This window comes from Ciceribacter lividus (assembly GCF_003337715.1).
GTDB classification, from domain to species: Bacteria; Pseudomonadota; Alphaproteobacteria; order Rhizobiales; family Rhizobiaceae; genus Allorhizobium; species Allorhizobium lividum.
The window spans coordinates 406,312-432,904 of sequence record NZ_QPIX01000003.1 but is presented as its reverse complement, the minus strand read 5'-3'; the positions used below and the strand labels follow the sequence as shown (position 1 = coordinate 432,904).

At 63.9% G+C, this 26,593-nt stretch carries 28 protein-coding genes and 1 pseudogene; 11 read left to right on the top strand and 18 right to left on the bottom strand.

From position 1 onward, the window contains the following. Positions 1–9 precede the first annotated feature (9 nt). Together DFR48_RS08290 and DFR48_RS08285 are read right to left on the bottom strand one after the other, a co-directional pair. Positions 10–117 (bottom strand): annotated as a pseudogene (locus DFR48_RS08290) (glycine--tRNA ligase subunit alpha); the annotation flags it as partial. A 38-nt stretch (positions 118–155) separates the two neighbouring features. After that, complete coding sequence (locus tag DFR48_RS08285; RefSeq protein WP_114362676.1) at positions 156–722, bottom strand: TetR/AcrR family transcriptional regulator; 567 nt, start codon at positions 720–722, stop codon at positions 156–158. Between the two features lie 75 nt (positions 723–797). Here DFR48_RS08285 and DFR48_RS08280 point away from each other — a divergent pair, with 75 nt between their 5' ends. Further along, positions 798–1,268 (top strand): nuclear transport factor 2 family protein, encoded by a 471-nt coding sequence (locus DFR48_RS08280; protein ID WP_114362675.1) that lies wholly within the window; start codon positions 798–800, stop codon positions 1,266–1,268. 12 nt (positions 1,269–1,280) lie between these two features. On the opposite strand, the gene DFR48_RS08275 is transcribed toward DFR48_RS08280, so the two are convergent. Both DFR48_RS08275 and DFR48_RS08270 read right to left on the bottom strand, forming a co-directional pair. Beyond that, positions 1,281–1,472 (bottom strand): hypothetical protein, encoded by a 192-nt coding sequence (locus DFR48_RS08275; protein WP_114362674.1) that lies wholly within the window; start codon positions 1,470–1,472, stop codon positions 1,281–1,283. Positions 1,473–1,501: 29 nt separating this feature from the next. After that, positions 1,502–2,371 carry a S49 family peptidase gene (locus tag DFR48_RS08270; protein WP_114362718.1) on the bottom strand — a complete coding sequence of 290 codons (870 nt, stop codon included), beginning with the start codon at positions 2,369–2,371 and terminating at the stop codon, positions 1,502–1,504. Positions 2,372–2,543: 172 nt separating this feature from the next. Between DFR48_RS08270 and DFR48_RS08265 the strand changes: the two genes are divergently transcribed. Continuing rightward, entirely contained in the window at positions 2,544–3,890 is a 1,347-nt protein-coding gene (locus DFR48_RS08265) for an Nramp family divalent metal transporter (RefSeq protein WP_114362673.1), read from the top strand. A 9-nt stretch (positions 3,891–3,899) separates the two neighbouring features. On the opposite strand, the gene DFR48_RS08260 is transcribed toward DFR48_RS08265, so the two are convergent. Both DFR48_RS08260 and DFR48_RS08255 read right to left on the bottom strand, forming a co-directional pair. Then, positions 3,900–4,688 (bottom strand): tRNA1(Val) (adenine(37)-N6)-methyltransferase, encoded by a 789-nt coding sequence (locus DFR48_RS08260; protein ID WP_114362672.1) that lies wholly within the window; start codon positions 4,686–4,688, stop codon positions 3,900–3,902. Between the two features lie 4 nt (positions 4,689–4,692). Beyond that, entirely contained in the window at positions 4,693–4,923 is a 231-nt protein-coding gene (locus DFR48_RS08255) for a putative signal transducing protein (protein WP_114362671.1), read from the bottom strand. 107 nt (positions 4,924–5,030) lie between these two features. Between DFR48_RS08255 and DFR48_RS08250 the strand changes: the two genes are divergently transcribed. The 5 genes from DFR48_RS08250 to DFR48_RS08230 all read left to right on the top strand — a co-directional run bounded on the left by DFR48_RS08250 (position 5,031) and on the right by DFR48_RS08230 (position 10,615). Then, positions 5,031–6,047 (top strand): polyprenyl synthetase family protein, encoded by a 1,017-nt coding sequence (locus tag DFR48_RS08250; RefSeq protein ID WP_114362670.1) that lies wholly within the window; start codon positions 5,031–5,033, stop codon positions 6,045–6,047. Positions 6,048–6,167: 120 nt separating this feature from the next. Continuing rightward, positions 6,168–7,988: a tetratricopeptide repeat protein gene (locus DFR48_RS08245; RefSeq protein ID WP_114362669.1), complete on the top strand. Its 1,821-nt coding sequence runs from the start codon at positions 6,168–6,170 to the stop codon at positions 7,986–7,988. A gap of 3 nt (positions 7,989–7,991) precedes the next feature. Beyond that, complete coding sequence (locus DFR48_RS08240) at positions 7,992–8,909, top strand: 4-(cytidine 5'-diphospho)-2-C-methyl-D-erythritol kinase (RefSeq protein ID WP_114362668.1); 918 nt, start codon at positions 7,992–7,994, stop codon at positions 8,907–8,909. Continuing rightward, complete coding sequence (gene moaB, locus DFR48_RS08235; protein ID WP_114362667.1) at positions 8,906–9,451, top strand: molybdenum cofactor biosynthesis protein B; 546 nt, start codon at positions 8,906–8,908, stop codon at positions 9,449–9,451. The genes DFR48_RS08240 and moaB overlap by 4 nt, the downstream gene beginning before the upstream one ends. A 129-nt stretch (positions 9,452–9,580) precedes the next feature. Beyond that, on the top strand, positions 9,581–10,615 hold the full coding sequence (locus DFR48_RS08230; protein WP_114362666.1) for a glycosyltransferase family 4 protein: 1,035 nt from the start codon (positions 9,581–9,583) through the stop codon (positions 10,613–10,615). A gap of 9 nt (positions 10,616–10,624) precedes the next feature. Here DFR48_RS08230 and DFR48_RS08225 read toward each other — a convergent pair whose 3' ends face one another. Next, on the bottom strand, positions 10,625–11,149 hold the full coding sequence (locus DFR48_RS08225; RefSeq protein WP_114362665.1) for a glycosyltransferase family protein: 525 nt from the start codon (positions 11,147–11,149) through the stop codon (positions 10,625–10,627). A gap of 129 nt (positions 11,150–11,278) precedes the next feature. Here DFR48_RS08225 and DFR48_RS08220 point away from each other — a divergent pair, with 129 nt between their 5' ends. Both DFR48_RS08220 and DFR48_RS08215 read left to right on the top strand, forming a co-directional pair. Then, positions 11,279–12,436 (top strand): PA0069 family radical SAM protein, encoded by a 1,158-nt coding sequence (locus DFR48_RS08220; RefSeq protein ID WP_114362664.1) that lies wholly within the window; start codon positions 11,279–11,281, stop codon positions 12,434–12,436. 220 nt (positions 12,437–12,656) lie between these two features. Further along, positions 12,657–13,349, top strand: a complete 693-nt coding sequence (locus DFR48_RS08215) for a ribonuclease HII (RefSeq protein WP_114362663.1) — start codon at positions 12,657–12,659, stop codon at positions 13,347–13,349. Between the two features lie 99 nt (positions 13,350–13,448). Here the strand turns inward: DFR48_RS08215 and DFR48_RS08210 are convergent, their stop codons facing one another. From DFR48_RS08210 to DFR48_RS08175, 8 genes are all read right to left on the bottom strand, one after another. Further along, on the bottom strand, positions 13,449–13,934 hold the full coding sequence (locus tag DFR48_RS08210; RefSeq protein WP_112689312.1) for a F0F1 ATP synthase subunit B: 486 nt from the start codon (positions 13,932–13,934) through the stop codon (positions 13,449–13,451). A 4-nt stretch (positions 13,935–13,938) separates the two neighbouring features. Next, positions 13,939–14,571 (bottom strand): F0F1 ATP synthase subunit B, encoded by a 633-nt coding sequence (locus DFR48_RS08205; protein ID WP_114362662.1) that lies wholly within the window; start codon positions 14,569–14,571, stop codon positions 13,939–13,941. Positions 14,572–14,650: 79 nt separating this feature from the next. Continuing rightward, on the bottom strand, positions 14,651–14,878 hold the full coding sequence (locus DFR48_RS08200) for a F0F1 ATP synthase subunit C (protein ID WP_046796018.1): 228 nt from the start codon (positions 14,876–14,878) through the stop codon (positions 14,651–14,653). Positions 14,879–14,946: 68 nt separating this feature from the next. Further along, a complete protein-coding gene (locus DFR48_RS08195; protein WP_114362661.1) occupies positions 14,947–15,699 on the bottom strand; it encodes a F0F1 ATP synthase subunit A in 753 nt (250 codons plus the stop codon). Positions 15,700–15,743: 44 nt separating this feature from the next. Next, a complete protein-coding gene (locus tag DFR48_RS08190; RefSeq protein WP_114362660.1) occupies positions 15,744–16,127 on the bottom strand; it encodes an AtpZ/AtpI family protein in 384 nt (127 codons plus the stop codon). A 267-nt stretch (positions 16,128–16,394) separates the two neighbouring features. Then, on the bottom strand, positions 16,395–17,564 hold the full coding sequence (locus DFR48_RS08185; protein ID WP_114362659.1) for a cell wall hydrolase: 1,170 nt from the start codon (positions 17,562–17,564) through the stop codon (positions 16,395–16,397). 162 nt (positions 17,565–17,726) lie between these two features. After that, the gene (locus DFR48_RS08180) at positions 17,727–19,625 is read right to left on the bottom strand and encodes a potassium transporter Kup (protein ID WP_114362658.1); all 1,899 of its coding nucleotides are present in this window, start codon (positions 19,623–19,625) and stop codon (positions 17,727–17,729) included. A gap of 16 nt (positions 19,626–19,641) precedes the next feature. Continuing rightward, positions 19,642–20,616, bottom strand: a complete 975-nt coding sequence (locus DFR48_RS08175) for a magnesium transporter CorA family protein (RefSeq protein WP_425359242.1) — start codon at positions 20,614–20,616, stop codon at positions 19,642–19,644. Between the two features lie 264 nt (positions 20,617–20,880). Here DFR48_RS08175 and DFR48_RS08170 point away from each other — a divergent pair, with 264 nt between their 5' ends. Then, positions 20,881–21,354, top strand: a complete 474-nt coding sequence (locus DFR48_RS08170; protein WP_114362656.1) for an Hsp20/alpha crystallin family protein — start codon at positions 20,881–20,883, stop codon at positions 21,352–21,354. A gap of 88 nt (positions 21,355–21,442) precedes the next feature. Here DFR48_RS08170 and apbC read toward each other — a convergent pair whose 3' ends face one another. Both apbC and DFR48_RS08160 read right to left on the bottom strand, forming a co-directional pair. Then, the gene (apbC, locus tag DFR48_RS08165; RefSeq protein WP_114362655.1) at positions 21,443–22,582 is read right to left on the bottom strand and encodes an iron-sulfur cluster carrier protein ApbC; all 1,140 of its coding nucleotides are present in this window, start codon (positions 22,580–22,582) and stop codon (positions 21,443–21,445) included. A 427-nt stretch (positions 22,583–23,009) separates the two neighbouring features. Next, complete coding sequence (locus DFR48_RS08160; protein ID WP_425359238.1) at positions 23,010–23,753, bottom strand: LuxR family transcriptional regulator; 744 nt, start codon at positions 23,751–23,753, stop codon at positions 23,010–23,012. Between the two features lie 414 nt (positions 23,754–24,167). Between DFR48_RS08160 and DFR48_RS08155 the strand changes: the two genes are divergently transcribed. Further along, positions 24,168–25,055 carry an SMP-30/gluconolactonase/LRE family protein gene (locus DFR48_RS08155; protein WP_245415547.1) on the top strand — a complete coding sequence of 296 codons (888 nt, stop codon included), beginning with the start codon at positions 24,168–24,170 and terminating at the stop codon, positions 25,053–25,055. Between the two features lie 104 nt (positions 25,056–25,159). Here DFR48_RS08155 and DFR48_RS08150 read toward each other — a convergent pair whose 3' ends face one another. Further along, the gene (locus DFR48_RS08150; protein WP_114362653.1) at positions 25,160–26,554 is read right to left on the bottom strand and encodes a putative bifunctional diguanylate cyclase/phosphodiesterase; all 1,395 of its coding nucleotides are present in this window, start codon (positions 26,552–26,554) and stop codon (positions 25,160–25,162) included. Positions 26,555–26,593 lie beyond the last annotated feature (39 nt).

Genomic DNA, 26,593 nt, shown 5'->3' with positions numbered 1-26,593 from the left:
ATGGAGGAAGCGCGAAAGCTGGACATAGGCCGCCTTCCACGGCTTCGGACCGAGCGCGCGAAGCGTCGTCGCCGGATGGAAGGTGCCGGCGCCGACTTCCATGTCGTAGGGCTGCAGACCGGTCGGTCGGGCCAAGAGTCTGCGCCGCGGCGAGGTCAGCCCGTCGCGCCCCGTTCGATCGATTGCAGCAGCGAGACCGCCTGATCCCGCAGCCCTTCACGGAAACCCATCTGCGCGCGAACGATCGCGCCTTCGATGACGATCATCGCCTCGCCGGCGACGCGCCCGGGCGCTGAGAAGCCGAGACGGGCGGCGATGTCCTGCACATACGCCTCCAGCTCGAGTTTGTGGCGCATGGCGCCCTCGAATTCTTGCCCGAACTCCGCGACGGTGTTGATGAAGGCGCAGCCGCGAAAATCCGGCTCGGCGAACCATTCGTCGAGCGCGAAGGCGAGCGCGGTAAGTCCACGCTCGCCGAGATGCCCTTCCACCCGACCGCTGAACATCACCATCCAGGCCTCGTGACGCGCGGTGAGGAAGGCTCGCACCAGATCGTCCTTGGACGGGAAGTTGTTGTAGAACGACATCTTGGCAACGCCGGCTTCGGCGATGATCGTGTCGATGCCGGTGGCACGGATGCCATTCCGGTAGAACAGGCGCTTTGCCGCTTCCAGGATCCGCTCCCGCGCAGGCACCACCGATTTCGTCTTCGCTTTTGTCATAAGCCGTTCTTGACAGACAGATCTGTGCAGGTCAAGCTAATAGACAGACCTGTCTATCTATAAAAAGGAACCATCATGTCGAACCAACGCCCTCCCCTCCCGCCCTTCGATGAGGAAACCGCGCGCCAGAAGGTCAGAGCTGCCGAAGATGCGTGGAACAGCCGCGATCCCGAACGCGTCTCGCTCGCCTATAGCCTCGACAGCCGCTGGCGCAACCGCGCCGACTTCCTGACCGGTCGCGCGGACATCGTGGCCTTTCTCACGCGGAAATGGATACGCGAACTCGACTACCGGCTGATCAAGGAAATCTGGGCCTTCCGGGAGAACCGCATTGCGGTGCGCTTCGCCTATGAATGGCACGACGACGCACGGAACTGGTATCGCTCCTACGGCAACGAGAACTGGCAGTTCGATGCGGACGGGCTGATGACCCACCGTCATGCATCGATCAACGATCTCCCGATCAAGGAAGCCGACCGCCTGTTTCACTGGCCGCTCGGACAGAGGCCGGACGACCATCCGTCGCTGTCCGATCTCGGACTGTAAGGGGCGACGCCCCTATTCCCCTTCCCGCTTGACGCGGTACTCGCCGGTTTCAGGATCCTTGACCAGCGTCCCCGTGGCGCCGGTCTCGCGCTCGCGCTCCGCCTGCTTCGAGCGGGCGGAGAGCTTTTCCGCATCCGCGACGAAGCGGCGGTAGAGCAGCATTCCGCCGCCGACCAGCAGAAGCAGGAGGATCAACTGCGCCATGCGTTCGGTTCCCGTATCGTGTCGCGGCCTCAGAGGCCGTAGCGACCCCACAATGCCTTTTCTTCCAGCACTTCGGCAAGCCCACCGACGGCGGCTGCGGCGATCTGTTCCGCATCCGGCGCGGCGAAGGCCGAAACGCCCGGAAGCCGCCGGCCGAAGAAATCCTTCGCGCCGCTGATGAGTTCCAGCTTCGCATCCTTGCCGTAGCGGCGCTTGATATCCTCGCGCATACCGCCGAGGCGGTCGACGAGACCGAGTTCCAGACCGCGGCGGCCCGTCCAGAAGAGCCCGGAGAAGATGCCCGACTCGTCCGCGAGGCGGCTTTCGCGGCGCGCCTTCACCATGTCGATGAAGATGGTGTGGATCTCCACCTGCAGGCTTTTGAGGTATTCGATGTCGCTTTCCTTCTCCGGCTGGAACGGATCGAGGATCACCTTGTTCTCGCCGGCGGTATAGACGCGGCGCTCGACACCGATCTTCTTCAGAAGTTCAGGGAAACCGAAGCCGCCGGACACGACGCCGATCGAACCGACGATCGAGGACGGGTCGGCGACGATCTCGTCGCCGGCAAGGGCGATCATGTAGCCGCCGGAGGCTGCGACATCCTCAACATAGACGAGCACCGTCTTGCCCTTCTCCTCGGCCAGCGCCCGAATGCGCTCGAAGATCATCCGCGACTGGACGGGCGAGCCGCCCGGCGAATTGACGGCAATGGCGACGGCCGGCGCATCCTTCCTGGAAAACGCCTTTTCGAGCATCGGCGCCACACTTGCGAGATTGAGCGCCGGCTTGAACCTGGAACCGCCTGCGGCGATCGCCCCGTGCAGGCGGACGACCGGGATCACCGTTCCCTTCTTGCGGAACCGTTTCGGCAACAGGCGATCGAGAAAATTCGGCATCGGGCAGCCCTTCATATACGCTTACAAATCGTCAGGCCGTCCATGTAAGTCTTCCGATGAAAAACAACAATGGCCCGGCTCCCGCCGCCCCTTGTCAGGCTTCGATTGGCTCATTAGGTTCTTGCAAATTAGTCTCAATCAAAGAATTGACGCATGGCAAGAAGGAAACGGGATGACTGAAACGGCAGCGCGACCGACGCAGTCGCCCGGATGGCGTAGCGAGCGCGGCGAACCGGCGCTTTCGGAGATCCACGGCTCGATCGAAGTCCGCAGCAGCCGGCCGTTCTGGCGGCGGGCACTCGCGTTCCTCGGTCCCGGATACCTGGTCGCGGTCGGCTACATGGATCCGGGCAACTGGGCAACATCCCTTTCCGGCGGCGCCCGCTACGGCTACACGCTGCTGGTGGTCGTCCTCCTCTCCAGCGTCATGGCGATGTTCCTGCAATCGCTGGCCGCGCGGCTCGCCATCGCCACCGACCGCGACCTTGCGCGCGCCTGCCGCGACTCCTATCCACGATGGGTATCCCACAGTCTGTGGGTCCTCGCCGAGATCGCCATCATCGCCACGGACCTCGCCGAGGTGATCGGCACCGCGATCGGCCTCAAGCTCATCTTCGGCATGCCGATCGAGATCGGCGTCGTCGTGACGGCGAGCGACGTCTTCCTGGTCCTCTTGCTTCAGCGGCTCGGCTTCCGGTGGGTCGAAGCCTTCGTCATCACGCTCACCGCCGTCATCGGAGCGAGCTTCGCCATCCAGCTCTGGCTCGCCGAACCGGATGTCGGTGCGGTCGCCCGCGGTTTGCTGCCCTCCGCGCAGATCGTCGCCGATCCGCAGATGCTCTATATCGCCATCGGCATTCTCGGCGCGACCGTCATGCCGCACAATCTCTATCTCCACTCCGGGATCGTGCAGACACGCAAATACGATTCGAGCCCGAAAGGCCGGCGCGAGGCGCTCTCCTTCGCCACCATCGATTCCACGCTGGCGCTGTTCTTCGCGCTCCTCGTCAATGCGGCGATCCTCATCCTCTCCGCGGCCGCCTTCCACACCTCCGGCAATTTCGGGATCGCCGAACTCGGCGACGCGCATGCACTGCTCGCCCCGCTCCTCGGGTCGACCGTGGCGCCTCTCCTCTTCGGCATCGCGCTTCTGTGCAGTGGCCTCAACTCGACGGCGACGGCGACGCTCGCCGGCCAGATCGTCATGGAAGGCTTCGTGCGGATGCGGCTGAAGCCGTGGATCCGAAGACTCGCCACCCGTGCACTGGCGATCGTGCCGGCGGCGTTCGTCGCCATCTGGTACGGCGAGCGCGGCACCGGCGAGCTGCTGATCCTGAGCCAGGTCGTGCTCAGCCTGCAATTGCCGTTCGCCGTCTTCCCGCTGGTGCTGATCACGGCCAACCGGCGCAAGATGGGCGAACTCGTGGCGCCCCGCTGGCTGACCATGGTCGCGCTGGCGATGGCGTTCCTCATCACCGTGCTGAACCTGAAGCTCGCCTCCGACTTCCTCATCGGGTGAGGACCGGCTCTAGTCCTTGCGCGGGTAAGCCCTGCGGCCGTTGTTCAGGTCGTCGACATAGGCCGCGAAGGCGTGGCTCTCAGGATCGTCGTGCATGAGGAGCGGCGAGCGGAACGCAAGGCGTGCCCGCGATCCCTTGATCGCCGTGACCAGGATCCGCACTGCATTCTCGCCGGTGCGTGGATAGACCGGCGTGATTTCGATGCCGCCGAAGCGACGGCCGCAGGCATCGATGATCTCGGCAACCGATTCCGGACGGGCGATCAGCGATAACTGCCCGCCGGGCACCATGATCGCACCGGCCGTGCGAATCCAGGCTTCGAAGAGCCCGCCGGTCATGGCATGGGCCTCTGCCTTCAAGGCGTCCGGCGTACGGCGGTCGCGCCCGTCGTTGAAGGGCGGGTTCATGATGACGTGGTGGAAGCTGTCGTCGGCAAGGCCCGCCGCGACCCTCGCCCTTCCCGCCAGCGTGACGTCGGCCTCGACGAGGTCGACGCGCGGGGAAATCGAGGCATTTTCCGGCAGCGCGAGGCTCTTTGCGGCATAGGCGAGCATTTCCGCCGAACGTTCGACGAGCGTGACCCGCGCCTCCGCAAGCCGGGCGGCGACCGCAAGGCCCGCGGCGCCGGCGCCGGCGCCGAGGTCGGCAAGCCGGAACGGGCCGGCATGATCGACCAAGGATGCCAGCAGCATCGCATCCATGCCTGCGCGATGGCCGCGTCCCTTCGGCTGCACGAGATGAAAGCGGCCGCGATGGAAGGCGTCGACGGTTTCGATCACCTCTGTGGCAACCGTCATCGGATCAATCCTTCTCTTCGCGCAGCTCGTCTGCGAGACCGGCGCCGACGAGGATCTCACGCGCCTCGTCCGCCCTGCCCTCCTCGACCAGCAGCCGGCGCGGCAGCATGCCGAGCGATCCTTCGAGCACGCTCATCGACTGGTCAGCGACCATGCAGGTGATTCCGGCATCCTTCATCAGGCTTTCGGCGAAGGACAGCAGGACCGGATCGTTGCTACGGATCATCTCGTACATTTTGCTAAAAAACCTCGCCGATTAGAGCGCGTGGGGCCATTTCGCCTCTTGCCGTCGCAGGCGCCACTTTTTATGGTCGGCCAGCTTTGAAACAGGAGTCCGGTGCGTTGGGCGTAGTCATACCGCTTGAGGAAAGCAAAAACAAACAGGCGTCCGTCAAGCCGCTGGTCGACCTCACCAAGGCCGGCATGGAACGGGTCAACCAGTTGATCCTCTCGAAGGCCGGTTCCGACGTACAGATGATTCCCGAAGTCGCAAACCACCTGATCTCGTCCGGTGGAAAGCGTCTGCGCCCGATGCTGACGCTCGCCTCCGCGGCGATGTTCGATTATGCCGGCGACGGCGACGTAAAGCTCGCGACCAGCGTCGAATTCATGCACACGGCAACGCTGCTGCACGACGACGTGGTCGACGAGAGTGACCTGCGCCGCGGAAAGTCCACGGCGCGCATGATCTGGGGGAACCAGGCGAGCGTGCTCGTCGGCGACTTCCTGCTCGGACAGGCCTTCCGCATGATGGTCGAGGTCGGCTCGCTGGAAGCCCTCGACGTGCTCTCCGCCGCAGCATCGATCATCGCCGAGGGCGAGGTGCTGCAGCTTTCCGTCGCCAAGAACATGGAGACGACCGAAGACGACTATCTCCAGGTGATCCGTGCCAAGACGGCGGCGCTCTTTGCGGCCGCGGCCGAAGTCGGCCCGATCATCGCCGGTGCCGACCGTGCGGGCCGAAACGCGCTGAAATCCTACGGCATGAATCTCGGCCTCGCCTTCCAGCTCGTCGACGACGCGCTCGACTACGGCGGCAAGGCCTCCGAACTCGGCAAGAACGTCGGTGACGATTTCCGCGAGGGCAAGATCACCCTGCCGGTCATCCTCGCCTACCGTCGCGGCACGCAGTCGGAACGCGAGTTCTGGCGCGAGGCGATCGAGGGCGGACAGAACGACGATGCGCGTCTCGAAAAGGCGCTCGGCCTCATTTCCAAGTACGGCGGCCTCAACGACACCATCACGCGCGCCCTGCACTACGGCACGATCGCCCGTGACGCTCTGGCGCCGCTGCCGGACACCGCATGGAAATCGGCACTGCTCGACGTGATCGATTTCTGCATCGCACGGGTCAACTGACGGGCGACCGGCATTGCCTTGCGGCTCTGCTCCAAAAAAGCCATTCTGTGCGTGAATCGTCTCGACGGATGACAGTTTTCGGCCGGATCGTTCCGGCTATCTTTGTTGAAAGGCTCGTTCATGCGGCAAAGTCTTGCCCTTCGTCTCATTTCCGGGACCGCCGTTGCGCTCCTGCTGTCGCTGTCGCCCGGTATGGTCGCGAACGCGCAGACGGAACCCGCTCCCGCTGCCGAGGGGGAGACATTCGATCCCGGTATCGTCGACACCTTCTCCGGCGCGTTCCTCGCGGGTCGGGTGGCCGACGCGGAACGGGACTATGACGTCGCCATCCCGCTCTACAAGAAGGCACTCGCACTCGCTCCCGGCGACGTCGAGATCCGTGAACGGCTGATGATCGCGCTGTTCATGAACGGCGATTTCGACGAGGGCGTGAAATTCGCCAACGACCTGAAGAACGACGTTGCCGTCGAACGGGTGACGACGGTCGCCCGCGGCCTCGACGCGATCCGCAGCCGCGAATTCACCACCGCGGAAAAAATCCTGAAATACCAGGGTCCGAACGATCTGGACCGGCTGATGAATTCGCTTCTGGTCGCCTGGACGAAGGTCGGCGCCGGCGAGGGCAAGAAGGCGCTCGCCATGGTGGAAGGCCTCGAAGGCCCCGACTGGTACGGCATCTTCAAGCGCTACAATGCCGGCGTGATCGCGCTCCTGACCGGGGATACCGACGCCGCGCGGCGCAACCTCAACGAGGCGGTGACCGACCGCGAGGGTGGTGCCACCGCGCCCGACACCTTCGTCCGGGCGGTCATGTCGCTCGCGGCACTCGAAGCCAAGCAGGGCAACAAGCAGAAGGCGCTCGACGCGATCGCCGCCGGTGACGCTCTCGTCGGGAATTTCGCGCCCTTCAAGGCGCTGCGCGACCATATCTCCAAGGGAGAGCCCATCGAACCGGTGGTGACGAACGCCACCGAAGGTGCGGCTGGCGTTCTCTTTTCGATCGGCGGCGCACTGAACCGCGACGGCGCCGAGGAGACGGTGACGCTTTACCTGCAGCTCGCGCATGCGCTGGAGCCGAAGAGCGCCGACACGCTGATCCTGCTCGGCGGCCTCGCCGAAAAGCTCGAACGGCCGGAACGGGCGATCGGCTTTTACCGCCAGGTCCCGGAAACCTCGCCGATGCGGCGGATCTCCGAACTGCAGCTCGGCCTGACGCTCGCCGAGACCGGCAAGGTGGACGAGGCACGCAAGCACTTGAAGTCGCTGATCGATTCCGATCCGAGCGACATCCGCAGCTATCTCGCCTACGGCAGCGTGCTTTCCGAAGCGAAGGACTACGCCGCCATGGCCGACAATTACGACAAGGCGGTCGCGGCGATCGGCCCGAAGCCCGGCCGCGGCGACTGGTCGGTCTTCTTCCAGCGCGGCATCGCCTATGAGCGGCTGAAACAGTGGGAGAAGGCGGAGCCCAATTTCCGCAAGGCGCTCGAGCTCAACCCTGACCAGCCGCAGGTGCTCAACTATCTCGGCTACTCCTGGGTCGACATGAACCGCAATCTCGGCGAAGGCCTCGAGATGATCCGCAAGGCGGTCGATCTCAGGCCTGACGACGGCTACATCGTCGATTCGCTCGGCTGGGCCTATTTCCGCATGAGCCGGTTCGACGAGGCGGTGACCGAGCTGGAGCGGGCGGCCGAACTGAAGGCCGGCGACGCAACGATCAACGACCATCTCGGCGACGCCTACTGGCGCGTCGGGCGCAAGCTCGAAGCCACCTACCAGTGGAAGCGGGCGCTCGCCTCCAATCCGGAAAAGGACCAGATCGCCAAGATCCAGGCGAAGATCGACAAGGGCTTGCCGCCCCTCGCCGAGGACGCGGCGAAGGCAGCCCCGGAAGCCGATCCCGAACCGCCGCGGACGGAAACCGACAAGAAGTCGTAATCCATGCCGTCCGCCGGACCTGTGATCTCCGCCGGGATCGTCGAAAAGGCCCCGGCCAAGATCAACCTCGCGCTGCACGTCACCGGGCGGCGCGATGACGGCTACCACCTGCTCGACAGCATCGTGACCTTTGCCGAAGCGGGCGACCTGCTGACCGTTGCCGCCGCATGCGAGGATAGTCTTGCGCTCTCCGGCCGCTTCGGTGCGACGCTTGCTGCCGATCCGAAAGGAACAGGCGACAATCTCGTCACGAAGGCGCGCGACCTCCTGCGAGAGGCGTTGCGGGCCCGCGGCCTGCAAACCCCTCCCGTCGCGATCGCTCTCGAAAAGAACCTGCCGATCGCTTCCGGCATCGGCGGCGGCTCGGCGGACGCAGCGGCGACGCTGCGCGGCCTTCTCCGGCTGTGGGATGCGGAGCTGCCGGCGGACGAACTGGCGACGATCGCGCTGCGTCTCGGGGCGGACGTTCCGATGTGCCTGAAGTCGCGGCCGCTTCGCGCGGGCGGCGTCGGCGAGGCGATCACGCCCCTTCCCGCAATGCCGTCCTTCGCAATGGTGCTCGCCAATCCGCTGAAAGCGGTCTCGACGCCGGAGGTCTTCCGCCGGCTCGACAGGAGGGACAATCCGCCGATTTCCTCGCCGTCGCAGGTCGCGGACCGCGAAGCCTGGATCGCGTGGCTCTCCACGCTCCGCAACGATCTCGAAGCGCCGGCGCGCGCGCTTATTCCCGAGATCGGCACGCTTTGCGACATGCTCGCGGAGAGTGGCGCCGATCTCGTCCGGATGTCCGGCTCGGGGGCAACCTGCTTCGGCCTCTACGGCGATTATGCCGCGGCCGAAGCCGCCGTCCGCCACCTTTCGCAGCAGCGGCCGCACTGGTACCTTGCTGCGACTAGGACCTTTGCAGGAGAGACTTCATGACCCGGCTCGACGAGACGCGCCCCTTCATCCCCGTCGGGATCGCGGTCCTCACGGTTTCGGATACGCGCACGCTGGCCGATGACAAGTCGGGCGACACGCTCGTTTCGCGGATCACCGAGGCCGGCCACCGGCTGGTCGACCGGGCAATCGTCCCCGACGACCGCGACCGTATCTACAACCAGGTGCAGGCCTGGACGCTGTCGCAGGAGATCGACGTCGTCATCACCACGGGCGGAACCGGCTTCACCGGCCGCGACGTGACGCCGGAGGCGCTGGAACCGCTGTTCGAGAAGCGGATGGACGGCTTCTCCGAGGTCTTCCACCGGCTCTCCTACGACAAGATCGGCACCTCGACCATCCAGTCGCGGGCGACCGGCGGCGTTGCCAACGCCACCTATGTCTTCGTGCTGCCCGGTTCGCCCGGCGCCTGCAAGGATGCCTGGGACGGCATCCTGAAATGGCAGCTCGACTACCGCCACATGCCCTGCAATTTTGTGGAAATCATGCCACGGCTCGACGAGCACCTGCGTCGCGGCGGCTGACGCCGGGGAGATTCCCGCAACACGCCATAGATCGATTTCTTAACGGCCACCGCCTTATCCTTCCGGCGCCCGACATTTCGCCCACGCCGGTCGAGGCATCCGCTATTCGCGCCCCAAGGAGAAGAGCCGATGAAAGTTGCCGTGAATGCCCGCGCCACGGATTTCAAGATCGGCGGCCAGCAGCGTGCCGCGATGGAAGTGCTGAAGCGCGTCCCTTCCGTCAATAGGGTGACGCCCGGGAAGCCGCTCGGAGGAATGAAAGGCCACCTTTGGGAACAGGCGGCGTTGCCGCTGAGGACGATGGGGCAACTGCTCTGGTCGCCTTCGGCTACGGGGCCGGTGATCAAACACAATCAAGTCGTGACACTGCACGACACGGCATTTCTCGACCTGCCGCAATTCTTCGCGCCGAAGTTCGTGGCCTTCTACGAGCGGCTGCTGCCGATGCTGGTCAAGCGGGTCGCCAAGGTGGTCACGGTCTCGCAGTTCTCGCGCCACAGGATCGCGGCGACGCTCGGCCTCGACGCCGAGCGCATCACGGTGATCGAAAACGGCGTGAGCACGCAGTTCCGGCCCTACTGCGCCGATGACATCGCCAGGACCCGCATCGCGCTCGAACTGCCGGAACGATACATTCTGTTGCAGGCGACCGCCGACAAGCGCAAGAATCTCACCCGTGCCCTGCTCGCCTGGGACGAGGCGCAGAAATCGCTACCTCACGAGATCGAGCTTGTGGTTTCCGGCAATCCCGACCGCAGCCACGTCTTCGGCACTCCGGAGGCCCTGCCCGAGACTGGCCGTACCCGTTTCATAGGCTATGTCGACGAGGCCCACATGGGACCGTTGATGGCGGGCGCGGAAGTATTCCTCTTTCCGTCGCTTTATGAAGGCTTCGGCATTCCGATCGTCGAGGCGATGAGTTGCCGCACGCCGGTGCTGACTTCGGCAGCGACGGCGACCAAGGAGATCGCGGAGGACGCGGCCCTCTTGGTCGATCCCTACTCGAGCGAAGACATCGCGCGTGGAATCGTCACGCTCGCAAGCGACGCCGCCCTGCGCGAGAGCCTCGTCGGACGCGGCATCGGCGTCGCCGCGAAATATTCGTGGGATACGGTGGCGCTCAAGTACAGGCGCCTGTTCGCGGAACTCGGCGCGACGCTCTGACTACACCTTTCACGCAGTCACACGATTCTGCCTTGCGACCCAAGACGGCACGAGTTCGCTCGACAGCCGTTGCGCCTTCCGGCCGCGGGCGATATGGTCGAGGTCGCCTCCGGCGGTGGCCGCCGCGAGCGCCTCGCCCTTGGTCATCAGCAGGCCCTGCTCCAGGGGCGGGCGACGGCCGATCCGCTTCAAGAACGGCCGGCGGTGAAGACGCGACGCCGAGAACTGTGCCGGCTTGCGGGACGAGGCGACATACTCACAGATCTCCTCGATCCAGCCGTTCTGCGGCCGCGCACCCGGCTCGACCAGCAGAATCCAGTCGCCGCGGGCGGCATTCAGAATCTCCGCCATGCTCCACTGCCTATAAAACCGGCAACCCGCCGCCTCCGCCAATCGCGCCGTTCCGTCGCTCGAACCATGGTCGAGTACGACCACATCGCTGACGAGCCCGTCGATCGCGCCCGCGACGAGTACGGCAAGCGTCTGCGCAAGCTCCGGTTCCTGGTCCCGGCATTCCATAATGACAGTCAACATGGCATGACATTATCGCCTTGCACAAAATATTGCCACTGTGACATTTCGCATTTTTGTTCTTGTAATGTTCTCATTTCCGCGCTAGGAATCTATTCATCGAATGGGGTTCGGACCCCTCTGGAGCCTACAATGAACGAACTGTCTCTTGTGGCGCAGGCTGCCTTCCAGCCTGCCAATACGGCGGATATTGCCGATGCTCTGGTGAACGCCTCGGGCCTTCGGGTCGACATCCAGCGGCGGCGTGGCCGCGGCGCGGGCATGAACCCCGGCGGCAGGTTCGAGCCGACCGAGCGGGTCGCCTACGACGACGGCTGGACGACGCTGGAGGACATGCCGCCGTTCCGGACGGAAGTGCAGGTGGAAAAGCCGCGCACGGCGATCACCCGCAACGAATCCCCCGACATTCCCTTCGATCGTTCGGTGAACCCCTATCGCGGCTGCGAGCATGGGTGCATCTACTGCTTCGCACGTCCGACCCACGCCTATATGGGGCTCTCGGCGGGCTTGGATTTCGAAAGCAAGCTCTTTGCCAAGCCGGACGCCCCGCGACTCCTGGAACGGGAACTCGCCAAGCCCGGCTACAAGCCGCGGACGATCGCGATCGGCACCAATACCGATCCCTACCAGCCGATCGAGCGCGAATGGCGCATCATGCGACAGGTTCTCGAAGTCTTGCAGAAGGCGAATCATCCGGTCGTGATCGTCACCAAGTCGGCGCTGATCACCCGCGACATCGACATCCTCGCGGCGATGGCGGAGAAAGGGCTGGCGAAGGTGGCGATTTCGGTGACGACCCTCGACCGAAAGCTCGCGCGTTCCATGGAGCCGCGCGCTTCCACGCCGACGCGACGGCTCGAGGCAATCCGCAAGCTGTCGGAAGCCGGTATTCCGACGGCCGTGATGATGGCGCCGGTGATCCCGGCGCTCAACGACCACGAGATCGAACGGGTGCTTGATTCCGGCAAGGCCGCGGGCGCGAGCGAGGCAAACTACGTGCTGCTCCGTCTTCCTCTTGAAGTAAGCCCGCTCTTCCGCGACTGGCTGCTGCAGAACTATCCCGACCGCTACCGGCACGTGATGTCGCTGATCCGCTCGATGCGCGGTGGCAAGGACTACGACGCCGAGTTCGGCAAGCGGATGAAGGGCGCCGGCCCCTATGCCTGGCAGATCAGCCGACGCTTCGAGATGGCGACGAAACGGCTGGGGCTCGGACGTCGCAGTATGCAGCTGCGCGACGACCTCTTCGTGCCGCCGAACGGCAGCGGCGTGCAGCTCTCGCTGCTCTGAAACAGTGTCCGGCATGGCGGGAGACCTTCTCGTCGTGCCCTGCCCCGGACGACGCCGCCTCCGCGTCGCCTGGGGCCAGCCATTTGCTTTCCGGCGCGGGTTGCCCCCTATCCCCACGCGCCGGATAAGTCCCCGGAGCCGCACCGGATACGGGACCTAGTGTCCCTTATCCGGGCCGGGGACTTGCAGGAAGTCGGGTCGGCGTGCGATCAGTGCCGCCATGAAGCGTCGCACGCCGCCCGATTCTCCAGGCCTTTTCGCCGACCTGCCAGCCGGACCCGATTTCGAGCTGGAGCGGCTCGCCGTCCGCGAGGGCTATTCCGGCATTGCCGGCACCGACGAGGCGGGCCGCGGACCTTTGGCCGGGCCGGTTGTCGCGGCGGCGGTGATTCTCGACCCTGACAACATTCCGTCCGGTCTCAACGATTCGAAGAAGCTGACCGCCACGCAGCGCGAAGCCCTGTTCGAGACGATCCTCGCCTGCGCGACGGTCTCCATCGCCTCGTCCTGTTCGCGTCACATCGACAGCCGCGACATCCGCAAAGCGAGCCTCGACGCGATGCGGCGGGCCGTCGCGGGGCTCGCGCTGCCGGCCGGCTTCGTGCTCACCGACGGGCGTGACGTGCCGGAGGGGCTTTCCTGCCGTGGCAAGGCCGTCGTCAAGGGCGATGCGCGGTCGTTCTCGATTGCCGCCGCCTCGATCGTCGCCAAGGTCACGCGCGACCGCATGATGGCGCGCGCTGCGGACGTGTTTCCCCATTACGGCTTCGAGGCACATGCCGGTTACGGCACGGAAAAGCACCGTATGGCGATCGCGCTCCACGGCCCCTGCCTTCTGCACCGGATGAGCTTCCGGCCCTTCCGCGTCGACGGCGACGAGGAAACGGAACTCGATGCCGAGATCGCTCTCTGAGCTCGGGGCGCGGCCGGAGCCACGATGCCGTCCTTCAAATTTCGCGCATGAAAAAAGCCGGGACTGAGCCCGGCTTTCCCGATGTCGTATTCGAGTGCCTTACTGAAGGCGGGCCTTGACCTCGCCCACGGCGCCCTTGATCAGGTCGTCCTGGACGGCGGCGTCGACCTTCTTGACGAGGATCGTCTCGGCCGCGGCAACCGCGAGATCGACGGCGGCGGCACGGACGGCGTTGATCGCGTCCGTTTCAGCCTGCTTGATCTTCTGTTCGGAGAGCGCATTGCGGCGCGCCACGAACTCCTCGGTCTTCTGCTTGGCCTCCGCGGTCAGCATGGCGGCCTCGCGCTCGGCGGCAGCGACGATGCTTGCGGCTTCCGCTTCCGCTTCCTTGCGCTTGCGCTGGTATTCGGCCAGCACGTGCTGGGCCTCCTCGCGCAGGCGCTTGGCTTCGGCGAGCTCCCCGCGGATCTTGTCGGCGCGTTCGTCGAGCGACTTGGCGACCATGCCCGGCACCTTGAGATAGATGATCAGGGCAAAGAACAGGACGAGGCCGACGAAGGCGAAGAATGTTGCGTCGAATTGCATGGGATCAGCCCTCCTGCTTGCCGGTGAGCGATGCAACGGCCGACTTGACCTCGGTCTTGGTGACCTTGGCACCGATCAGCTTTTCGACGATGGCGGTCACCGTCTCGCCTGCGATGGCGTCGACTTCGGCGAAGGCTTTCGCCTTGATGTCGGAGATCCGGGCTTCTGCGGCTGCGACCTTGCCGGCGAGTTCCGCCTCGATGGCGGTCCGTTCGGCATCGGCCTTGGCCTTGGCGGCATCACGAGCTTCGGATGCGATCTGTCCGGCTTTTGCCTTCGCAGCGCTGAGCTCCCGTTCGTAGGTCTCGATCGCCGCATCGGCTTCGGACTTCAGGCGGGCAGCCTCGTCAAGGTCCTGGGCGATCCGGTCGTGCCGGTTTTCCAGGATGCCGCCGACGCGCGGCACGATGACCTTCTGCATGAGCATGTAGAAAAGGCCGAACGTGATCACCAGCCACAGAAGCTGTGACGGATAGGTGGTCTGGTCGAATGGCGGGAAAACGCCGCCGCCGTGGCCCGCTTCGGAGGGGACGCCAGTCTCCGTGTGGAGTTCGCCCGTCTGAGGGGCGCCGCCGGTCTCCGTGTGGGTCTGGCCCTCTGCCGGAGCTTCCTCGGCATAGGCGGGGGTCACAAACATGCTCACCTCCAGGTGTACTACGAATGCGAAGGATCACGGCCGCCGCATGGCGTGCCGTGATCCCGAACCTCTGCCGATATCAGACGGCGAACAGGAGGAGGAGAGCGATGAGCAGCGAGAAGATGCCCAGAGCTTCCGTAACGGCGAAGCCGAATACCAGACGGCCGAACTGGCTGTCAGCGGCAGACGGGTTGCGCAGCGCGCCGGACAGGTAGTTGCCGAAGATGTTGCCGAGGCCCAGAGCCGTGCCGGCCATGCCAAAGCAAGCCAAACCTGCGCCGATGAACTTTGCTGCTTCCGCTTCCATGAATGAACTCCTTCGAATGGGTTGTTGCGGCGAATGACTGGCGCCCGAGAGCACCAATGTGGTTATCCTTAGTGCCCGCCCGGGTGAATTGCGTCGTTGAGGTACATGCAAGTCAGCACCGCAAAGACGTAAGCCTGCAGGAAGGCGACGAGGAACTCGAGACCGGTCAACGCGACGGTCATGATCAGCGGCAGGATGGCGCCGCCGATGCCAAGGGCGCCAAGGGTTCCGAGCGAGGCGACGAAGCCCGCGAACACCTTGAGCGTGATGTGGCCTGCCAGCATGTTGGCGAACAGACGCACGGAAAGCGAAATCGGGCGGGACAGGAACGAGATGATTTCGATCGCCACGACCAGCGGGAGAAGCGCACCCGGCACACCGCTCGGGACGAAGAGATTGAGGAAGTGCAGGCCGTGCTTGTAGAAGCCGTAGACCAGCACGGTGCCGATGACGAAGACCGCGAGCGCGAAGGTCACGATGATTTGACTCGTCACGGTGAAGAAGTAGGGCATCATGCCGAGCAGGTTCGCGGTGAGCACGAAGATGAACAGCGAGAAAACCATCGGGAAGAACTTCATGCCGTGGCTGCCGGCACCTTCCCGAAGCATCGAGGCAATGAACTCGTAGGACATCTCGGCGACCGACTGCATGCGGTTCGGGATCAGGCCACGGCTCGAGGTCGAGAAGTAGAGGAAGCCGGACGCGGCAGCGACCGTCGCAACCATGAACAGCGAGGCGTTGGTAAAGGAAAAGTCAATCCCGCCGATCTCGATCGGTACAATCTTCTGAACCAGGAACTGATGGGTCGGATCGTTTGACACCTTCGGGTCTCTTTCGCTCTGGCCCGCCTATGACGGGCATTTCCTTACCTTTGATCTGAACGGCTGTCGCCGTCCTGACGCTCGTTTTTCGCCCGCGCAGCACGATCGGCCGGATGCGGCGCCGAAACCATGCCCGCCGAACGAAGGACGTTCAGTACACCGGCACAGAAACCGAGCAGCAGGAACACGATCATGCCCCACGGTGCCGTGCCGACAAAACGGTCGAAAAGATAGCCGAGAATTGCACCGACGACGATCGCGGAAATGAATTCGCTGGAGAGCTTCATCGCCTGAGCATATCCCTTACGGCTCTGCTCGGCGCTCTTCTCCGCTGCCTCTTCGATCCCCGTATCGCGCTTCCTCTCCGCCAATTCGGCAGCCAGGCGCTTGCGACGCTGTTCCAGACCCTCTCCCCGGTTGTCAGTCATGGTCTCCTCGCCTCCATTTCAGCCTCAGCAGGCCGTTTCGGGCCTGTCACGAATGTAGAAACGGTGGGATTTATACCCTTCCGACCCGTTTTGAAGTCGCGCGCACCATAATTTTAGGTGTCCGCATAGTCAAGGCACTGACGGCGCTTGTTTCACCACAAATTAACGTCGAAAAATCATAGACTTAAGTTGAACGCGACGAATCCGCCCATCATTCCGGCCGGGAATCGCTCCGCGGCGGCCCAAGCCGGCCGCGTCTTCGGGGGGTCAGCTCCACCCGCCGCCGTAGGTGCGGTAGAAGACATGGAGACCGATACGGCCGACCTTCTTCATCGTCTTCGCCCAGGCCGGACGGACGTAAAGCGCGTGATAGTGGGTGGCGGACCCCACCTCCGGCAGCCAGATCTTGCCGGCTGTCACGGCCATGGCGACTTCGCGTGCGACCTTCCAGTGGTACTTCGAATTCACGCGGTCGCGGATATTGTCACAGGCGAAGGAGAACTGGCAGCGGTTGCGCCAGTCCTCGTTCTGGTAGACGACGCCGCAGATGGTATCGGGATAGGCCGGATTGCGCACGCGGTTCAGGATCACCTGAGCGACGGCTGCCTGCCCCTTCACCGACTCGCCGCGCGCCTCGAAATAGATGCCGGAGGCGAGGCACTGCTGTTCGCGGGCGGAGAAGACGGAGGGTGACAGCACCGAGGCGGCCCAGGCATGGTCGTCCGGGCCGATCTCCGGCCGGAAGCGCCCGGCCTCCTGCTTTTCGGTAAGAATGGCATCGAAGGGCGAGACACGGGCAAAGTCCGGCTCGGCCGGCGCATAGGCCGTCGCGAGCACGTCGGCATTGCGGTTGGTAACGAGGTCTGCGAGCATCGACGGTACGGCCGGATCGGTCTTCGGTTCCTTCTTGAAGTAGAAGCTCGCGAGATCGACCTTCTTCGGCTTCGAACGGGCAAAGGCCGTGAGGTCGCCCGGAGCGTCCTTCGGGGAGAACAGGAAACTCGTGCGCTGGAGAATAGAGCCGGCGGTGAAGGCCTTCAGCGGCAGCATCGGCTCGACGGCGACGATGCGGCCCTTCTTGAGGCTGCGGGTTACGCGCGCCTCGTCGGGAAGGCCCTCCTTCCCCTTCGTCCCGCCGTCGATCGCGATCTTGCGGCCGTCGGGGAGCAGGATGCCGGCGTCGGATGTGATCGCCGCCACCTGCGGCGTCTCGCCGAAGCTCAGCTCCGCCTGATGGACCGAACCCGCTGGCGAGGCCGTCAGCACCATCCGCCACTGGCTACCGCCGAAATCGGTTCCGGCGATGAGCCCCGCAAGGTCGGCCCTGGCGGCAACGGAGGGAAAGACCAGCCAGGCGATGACACCGAGCACGGCCGGGGACTTCCATTTTTCGAAGCGGGAAGCGGTTTTGTGGCGAATCTGGCTTGTGGCACGCAAGACCGGAACTCCATACGCGACATCGGTTTACATTAGAGAAACCTCTCATATTAACCTTGATGATCGGTTAATGGCCGGGCCGGGCCCGTGCGACAACGGTGCGAAAGCCCGGCAGAGCCGGGTTTTCGCACGCCACATCTGGCAAAGTCTGCGGTACGGGGCTCAGATGATGACGTGGGCGCCGAGCTCGACCACGCGGTTCGCCGGCAGGCGGAAATAGTCCGATGGGTCGGCAGCGGTGTTGGCGAGCGCGATATAGAGCCGGTCCTGCCAATAGGGCATCCCCGACTTCGCATCCGGCACCAGTTTGCGGCGGCCGAGGTAGAAGGAGGTCGACATGATGTCGAACTTCAGCCCGCCGCGACGCAGGCTCGCGAGCGCCTTGGAGACATTCTGCGTCTCCATGAAGCCGAAACGGATTTCCACACGCGAGAACCGGTCCGAAATCGGCTCCACGACGAAACGCTCGGCTTCGCCCGCCCGCGGACGGCTCACCGTCTTGATCGTCAGGATGATGTTGCGCTCGTGGAGCACGTGGTTGTGCTTCAGATTGTGCAGAAGGGCTGCAGGCGCCGTCTCGGGATCGCTAGTCAGGAAGACGGCAGTGCCGGCGACGGCGACCGGCGGGTGCTCGCTCTTCTCGAGCGAGGTGACGAAGGGCTGGAGCGGCACGTCGGTGTGGCGGGTCTTCGCGAACAGGATCGCCGTGCCGCGCCGCCAGGTCCACATCACGACGGTGAAGCCGGCAGCGAACAGCACCGGCACATAGCCGCCGTCGTGAATCTTGAACATGTTGGCGCCGAGGAAGACCAGCTCGAGGGAGAGCAGCGGCAACAGGACGACGGTGGCGACCAGCCGCGACCAGTTCCACCGGATGCGGACGAATTCGAAGGCCATGATCGTGGTCACGACCATCGCACCGGTGACCGAGATGCCGTAGGCGGTGGCGAGCGCTTCCGAGCTTTCGAAGAGCAGGACGAGGCCGAGCACGCCGATCAGAAGCAACGCATTGACGGAAGGCAGGTAGATCTGGCCGGTATGGGTCTCCGAGGTGAAGAGGATCTGCATCCGCGGCAGGAACCCGAGGTGGATCGCCTGGCGCACCAGCGAGAAGGCGCCGGTGATCACCGCCTGGCTGGCGATGATGGTCGCGGCCGTCGCCAGGATGACCATCGGCAGCAGTGCCCACTCGGGGAACATCAGGAAAAAGGGATCAGACGCCGTTTCGGGATGCTTGAGCACCAGCGCGCCCTGCCCGAGATAGTTCAATACCAGCGCCGGGAAGACGAGCACGAACCAGGCGAGCTGGATCGGCTGACGGCCGAAATGGCCAAGGTCGGCATAAAGGGCTTCCGCCCCCGTGACCGTCAGGAAGACCGCACCGAGCACGACGATACCGAGAAACTGCTCCCGCCAGAGGAAGGTGACGGCATGCCAGGGGTTGAAGGCGGCAAAGATGCCGAGGTCGTCGGAGATGTGCAGCAGCCCGCCGAGCGCCATGGCGACGAACCAGAGCACGGTGATCGGCCCGAAGAACTTCGCCACGACGCCGGTGCCACGCGATTGAACGGTGAAGAGGCCGAACAGGATGCCGACGGAGATGAGGACGATGTAATCCGCCGATTGCGGCACGGCGAGTTTGAGACCTTCGACGGCGGAGAGGACCGAAAGCGCCGGCGTGATCATCGCGTCGCCCAGGAAGAGTGCCGCGCCGATCAGCCCCAGGAACATCAGCACGGTCGAATGGCGGCCGGCATGCTTCATCAGCAGTGCCAGCAGCGACAGCGTGCCGCCTTCGCCGTCGTTGTCGGCCCGTAGGAGGAACAGCACGTATTTGAGTGTCACGATGATCGTCAGCGCCCAGATCATCAGCGAAATGATACCGATGATCTCGACGCGCGTGATGCCGTCGTGGGCGACCGGCTTCAGCGCCTCGCGGAATGCGTATAGCGGGCTGGTGCCGATGTCGCCGTAAACGACGCCGACGGAACCGATTGCGAGACCGAGGAGGCGACGAAAGTCCTTGCCCTCGGCGGGCAGAGTCGAATGGGTATGAGGCATGAGTGACACAGGCTCCTCAGAGCCAGCCTTTCCAGCGGAAAAACAGGAACGGAATTACGGCCGACAACAGCATCAGCAGAAGAGCAAGGGCGTAGCCGTAGTTCCAGCTCAATTCGGGCATGAATTGAAAGTTCATCCCGTAGACGGATGCGACCAGGGTCGGGGGGAGGAAGACGACCGAGGCGATCGAGAAGATCTTGATGATGGCATTCTGTTCGACATTGATGAGCCCGAGCGATGCATCGAGCATGAAGGTGATGTTGCTCGATACGAACGCCGCGTGCTCGGACAGCGACTGGACGTCACGGCTGACGATCCGCAGGAGTTCGCCCGCCTCCTGGTCGTGACGGATCAGGGGAAGGGCCCGGAAGAACGAGACGAGGCGCGAAAGCGAGACGAGGCTGTCGCGGGTCTTGCTGACGAGGCGCTGGTGGCCGGCGATATCGATCAGTTTGTCTTCGAGGTAGCGCGGCGGCCGGCGTCTGGCGGTCTTCTGATCGACGAAGACATCCGCCGCAAGGGCGTCGATGCGCGCGACGGTCACTTCGAGGATCTCGGCCGTGCGGTCGGCGATCGTCTCGAGGAGACGCGCCATGAGCTCGGCACCGGTGCGGTACTTGACCGCCGTACGATGCAGGGCGGCGGTGAACAGCACGAAGGACTTCGGCTCGGCGTAGCGGATCGTGACCAGACGGTTGCCGCAGAGGATGAAGGCCACGTCCGTGAGCTCCGGGAGACCTGTTTCGACCTTCCAGACCAGGGACGCGGTCATATAAACGCCGCCTTCTTCCACGTAGAGTCGACTGGACGGTTCGATGTCCTTCAACTCTTCCCGCGTCGGCAACGGAATGCCGAGCAGTCCCTCGACCAGCAACTCCTCCTCGCGGTCGGGGTTCACCAGGTCGAGCCAGAGAATGTCGGGGTCGAGACTCTGCGGGGCATTGCCCGGCAGGATAATTTCCGCATCTCCGCGGTTGCGGCACGCTCTGATCAATCGAGACGCCTTTCAGCTCCGGAGGGTCGGGCCGCTCCGACGGCGGAGACAATCACAACTGCCCCCCGGATGGCAAGAGCCATGTTGTCAGGCCCACGGCCTTGTGGAACAGGCGTTCGAAGAGCGGCGTTCGAAGAGCGCAGCGGCAGCGGGGCCGATCGGCGGACTGCTTCGCCATTCTTCAGCTTGACCTAAATCAAGGATTACTGAAACACGTTCTCTAGTATTCTGTCTGTCGGTGAAAAGCCAAAGGAGGATGCAATGAACGAAAAGTCTTCTGGTTCTCTTCCAAGTCTCTGGTCGGACAATCCCTTCGCCGAATTCCGCAAGGAAATGGACAAGGTGTTCGACGGCTTCTTCGGTCGCAGCGGTCTCGTGAAGGGAACCGGCAAGACCGAGAGCTTCATGGCGCCGTCGATCGATGTTGCCGAGAACGACACCGCGATCACGCTGACGGCGGAACTGCCGGGCATTTCCGAAAGCGATGTCGACGTATCCATCCAGAATGGCGTACTGACGCTGAAGGGCGAAAAGAAGTTCGAAAAGAAGGACGAGAAGGACAATTACCGCCTGATCGAACGGCGCTACGGCAGCTTCCAGCGTTCGATGAGCCTGCCCGCGAGCGTGGACGAAGCGGCGGTCAGCGCAAAATTCGACAAGGGCGTTCTGACTGTCACCATGCCGAAGAAACCCGGTTCAGCTCCCAAGGAGCGCAAGATCGCCATCGAGAAATAGCGGTCTTCGCACCTGTCGCCGCCCCTTCTCCCCCCGGGGCGGCGGCAGCCCAGAGTTCGCGTACCACATGCCGGACCTTGCCTCGCCCCTATTCGAAGACGATCGAGGGTGCCTGCCGCCGGGCTCCGATGCCGACCTGCCGCCAGACCTTTTCGGCAATGTCGCGATAGACCTTCGCCTGCGGCTCGTCGGGATGGGATACGACGACCGGCGTGCCGGCGTCCGAAGTCTCGCGGATCTCGATCGTCAGCGGCACTTCTCCGAGGAAGGGCACACCGATCTTCTCGGCCTCGGCCTTCGCACCGCCGTGGCCGAAGATGTCGTAGCGGGCCCCGGTATCCGGCGCGATGAAATAGCTCATGTTCTCGACGATGCCGAGCACCGGCACCTCGACCTTGTTGAACATGTTGAGGCCCTTGCGCGCATCGATGAGCGCGAGATCCTGCGGCGTCGAGACAATCACCGCACCCGAGAGCGGCACCTGCTGGGCCATGGTTAGCTGGGCGTCGCCGGTGCCGGGCGGCATGTCGACGACAAGAACGTCGAGTTCGCCCCAGGCGACTTCGCGCAGCATCTGCATCAGCGCCGACTGGACCATCGGACCGCGCCAGATCATCGCCGTTCCCTCGTCCACGAGAAAGCCCATCGACATCGCCTTCAGGCCGTAATTCTCCATCGGCATGATCATCCGGCCTTCGATCTGCTTCGGCTTGCCCGTAATGCCGAGCAGCCGCGGCATCGACGGGCCGTAGACGTCGGCGTCGAGAATGCCGACCTTCAGGCCGTTCGCCTTGAGCGCGAGCGCGAGATTGACTGCGGTCGTCGACTTGCCGACGCCACCCTTGCCGGAGGCGACCGCGACGATCGACTTGATGCCCGGAATGCCGGCCTTTGCGGGACGCTGGGGCTGTGCCTGTCCGGACGCATGATGGGCGTGGCCCGCGCCCTGCGGGGGTGTCGAAGGCGCCGACCCGGCCTTGCGCTCGGCCGTGAGGCTCACCAGCGCGCCTTTGACACCCGGCATCGCCTTGACCGCCCGCTCGGCGGCAACGCGCAGAGGCTCGAGTTCCTGGGCGCGGTCGGCCGGAACGGTGATCGAGAAATAGACCTTGCCGTCGGAAATGAAGATGTCCGACACCATGCCGAGGTCGACGATGTTGCGATCGAAACCCGGTCCGCGGACCGACTTCAGAGTCTCAAGAACCTGTTCGCGCGTGAACTCCGCCATGCCTGCCTCGCTCTAACTAGCCTCCTGCGTAGATAGTCGAGCGACAGCCCGCCGCCAACCGCAAAGTGCGGGAATCAGATGAAACCGCGACGCCGGAACGCGGCTTACGGACATATTCGGCACCGGCGTTTCGTACTCGTAGAGACGGAAAAGCCGCCGGAACGTTCGGCGCGCTCTCTTCGGCGCTGCTTCCCCGAACCGGCGGCTTCGCTTTCCAAGGCATCCTCTCCTCGGGTGCCTTTGTCAGTCCCCTCTGGACCTGCCAGATTGAATGCATACGGCGTGCCAGATGCGGCAGAACCCCTGAAATCGCGGCATTCGGGCTTCGACGGCCGTCACATGCGTCCGGGACGGGCGTGCAGCGCCCAAATTTTCGTCCCGACTATTGTGCCCTGCACAATTTACCGGCACCGCCCGCCTTTGCCGGCTATTTGATCAACCCGAGCCGCAGGGCCTTGGCAACGGCCTGCGTCCGGTTGACCGTGTCGAGCTTCTTCGCCGCCCGGTTCAGGTAATGATTGATCGTATGCTCGGAGAGACTGAGAATCTCGGCGATCTCGACGCTGGTCTTGCCGGCTGCCGTCCAGTTCAGGCAGTCGATCTCGCGGTCGGTCAATGCTCCCGTCGCGCGATTGTCGAGATCGCGAATTTCGGCCAGCCGGTTGAAGACGTGGACGGAGAGATACGTGAGCTCCATCATCTCCAGGAAGGAAAACGGCGCCCGGTCTCCGGAAAACGAGATGGCGCCACGCGCGCCCTGTGCATCGTGCACGGGGAAATAGGCGCCCCGCGTCATCCGGAAACGCTCGAAGAGTTCCTTCGCTGCCATGGTCGTTCGGGGATCGCGTTCATGCACAACGCCATCGATGTCGAAACTGAAAGGCGTCGCGGAATTACGCAGTCGACGCACGATCGGACTGTTCACCAAGAGCGGAACCTGATCATATTCGCTGATCAGTTCAGCGGGCCAATTGGTGATGATGGAACTGTTGGCGAGGTCGAGCGACGTCGCCCCCGGCATGTTCATGACCATGAAGGCGCGCGCACCGTAGCTTTCGGTAAGACGCTTCATGAAACGGAAGAGATCGAACTGTGCCTTGAAGCCCGTCAGTTCACTGACAAAGCCGGCAACCCTTTCCGCTCTCGTTACGGATTCCAATGTTGTCATCATTTGTCTTCTTCGAGCACGAAATAGAAGGACCCGGGCGGTAGCCGATCCTCATCCCCACAAACGCGGCAAGATCCGAGTTCAGAGCTCTCCCACGAAACTCCAGGTTCTGCACCCCAGTGCCGAACATATTGACGCTTATCAAGAATTTGCTTTGGGAAACGCGTCGATCCCCCGCGGCTAGCCTTACACCCCTTCTAAAGCCATGCAGATTTAGCGACTACGATTTGGCGGATGGCGGGAACGCTCCCGCGTCGGGGACTGCGATGTCGATTGACTGTCCCCCGCGCGCAGAATAAGCGCAGAAGGCATCGCCAGTCCAGCACGGCGATCAATTTTGCCGCAACTGTTTTCGAAAATGACAAGAAACGCATGAAGCCCGAGCGATCATGCAAGCGCACACAGAGGAACAGCAACGTGACGGACACACACTCTTTCCAAGGCAGAGTCCTCTGCGACGAGTGCCACGAACTGGGCGAAGGTCCGACATGGGACTTCCTGCAGCAGCGCGCCTGGTGGTTCGACATTCTCGGCAAGCGGCTCTGGGAATACGATCCGGAGACCGGCAACTGCCGCTCACATCCGCTCCCCTTCATGGGCAGCGTGCTGGCGCTCATCGACGAGAAGCGGCAACTGATTGCCTCCGACGAAGGGCTCTTCCTGCGCGACGTCGCGACGGGAACGCTGACCCGCCACGCGGAACTGGAGCCCGAAAAGCCGGGAAACCGCTCCAACGACGGCCGCGTGCATCCGTCCGGCGCGCTCTGGATCGGCACGATGAGCAAGAAGGCCGAGCCCGAAGCCGGGGCGATCTATCACGTCGTCGGCACGACGGTCACCCGGATCATCGACAGGATCGGCATACCGAACGCCATCTGCTTCTCGCCGGACGGCGCGATCGGTTACTACACGGATTCGAAGGTGAACCACCTGATGCGTGTGCCGCTCGACCCGGCAACCGGCCTGCCGGTCGGCCCCGCGAGCGTGCTGATCGACGGCACGTCGATGCGCGGCGTCTTCGACGGATCGGTCTGCGACAGCGAAGGCACGATCTGGAATGCCCGATGGGACGGAGCCTGCGTCGACCGCTACGCCCCGGACGGCACACATCTCGCGCGCTATGAAATGCCGACGCGGCGAGTCACCTGCCCCGCTTTCTTCGGCAAAACCGCAGACCGCCTGCTCGTGACCTCCTGCCACGAGGGACTGGATGCCGCCGCGCGCGCCGACGACCCGCTCTCCGGCGCGACCTTCGACCTGGGCATCACCGTCGCCGGACGTCACGAGCCGCTCTTCCGTCTCTGATGGAACATGCGGGGGGGCGCCCGCACACTCTCGCGGGCGCCTTTTCTTCTCTGACGGGCAAGGGCGGCGGCAATGCCGCCCTTCGGCGGTCCGTGTGGGAGAGGTCAGGCGTCGTGGTCGACGCGCGGCCCTGTTGCTCCGAGCCGCTCGCGATCCAGCATCGCGAACTCATGATAGTGATCGTGGAGGTAACGCAGGGTTGCCGCCTGATCCATCGGCTTGCCGAAGTGATAGCCCTGCCCCATGCCGCAGCCGAGGTCGCGCAGCTTCTTCGCCTCGGCGACCGTCTCGATACCCTCGGCCACGACGGCGAGGTCCAGACCTTCGCACATGGTGACGATCGCCTTGATGATATGCTCGGAAGTGCGGTCCGTCATGATCGCGGAAACGAAGGCCCGGTCGATCTTCACCTTGTCGAAGGTGAAATCCCGCAGCCGCCCGAGGCTCGACTGGCCGGTGCCGAAATCATCGAGAGATATCCGGATGCCGAGTTCGCGCAGTTCGTTGATGATGCGCGCGGCCGTGTCGGCCGAGGTCATCACGGCCGTCTCGGTGATCTCGAGCTCCAGCCGGCGCGGATCGAACCCGACGCTGTTGAGGATCGAAAGCGTGTTGTAGGTCGTGCGCGGGTCCATCAACTGCGCCGAGGACAGGTTGAAGGAGAGGAAGAGGTCGCGAGGCCAGGCGAGCGTCGCCTCCGCCGCCTTGCGCAGCAGCGTCTCGGAAAGCATGTCGATGAAACCACGCTCTTCGGCAAGCGGCACGAAGACCGCCGGCGAGACGAAGCCGAGATCGGGATCGATCCAGCGCGCCAGCGCTTCAAAGCCCTTCACCCGACCATCTGCAAGGTTGACGATCGGCTGGAAGTGGACGTCGACGTTGTCGGAAATGATCGCGTTGCGCAGCGCCTGTTCGAGTTGAGTGGAACGCCGCATCTCCTGGGCGATCTCGCTCGAATAGACGGTGATCTGGCCGCGGCCCCGCCGTTTTGAACGGTAGAGCGCCGTCTCCGCGCTCTTCATCAGCTCTTCGAAATCTGCACCGGCGAAGGGATAGATGGCAAAGCCGAGGGATGCCGAGAGCCGGACGTTACGGTCGCCGAGATCGTAAGGCGCGGACAGCACGTCCTTGATCATCTGCCCCACCCGCTCGGCGGCGACCCTCTCGAAGACCAGCGGCAGGATGACGGCGAACTCGTCTCCATCGTGCCGGGTGACCGTCGCTCCATCAGGAATGCAGGCCTTCAGACGGTGGGCCGCCTGGCAGAGAATTTCGTCACCCGCGACGGTTCCGAACAGGTCGTTGATCGGCTTGAAACCGTCCAGATTGACGAGCGCGACGGTAAAGGGCGCAGGATCGTCGGCACGTTCGGCTGCGAGCATCCGCACCTTGTCCCGCAGGCGATAGCGGTTTCCGAGCCCGGTGAGCTGGTCGGTATAGGCCATTGCCTGAAGCTCGTTCTGGCTTACCTGCGGCAATGTCGGATCGGCCGGCGGCATCGACGATATCCTGAGAACCTCTTGTTTCGAATATCAGGA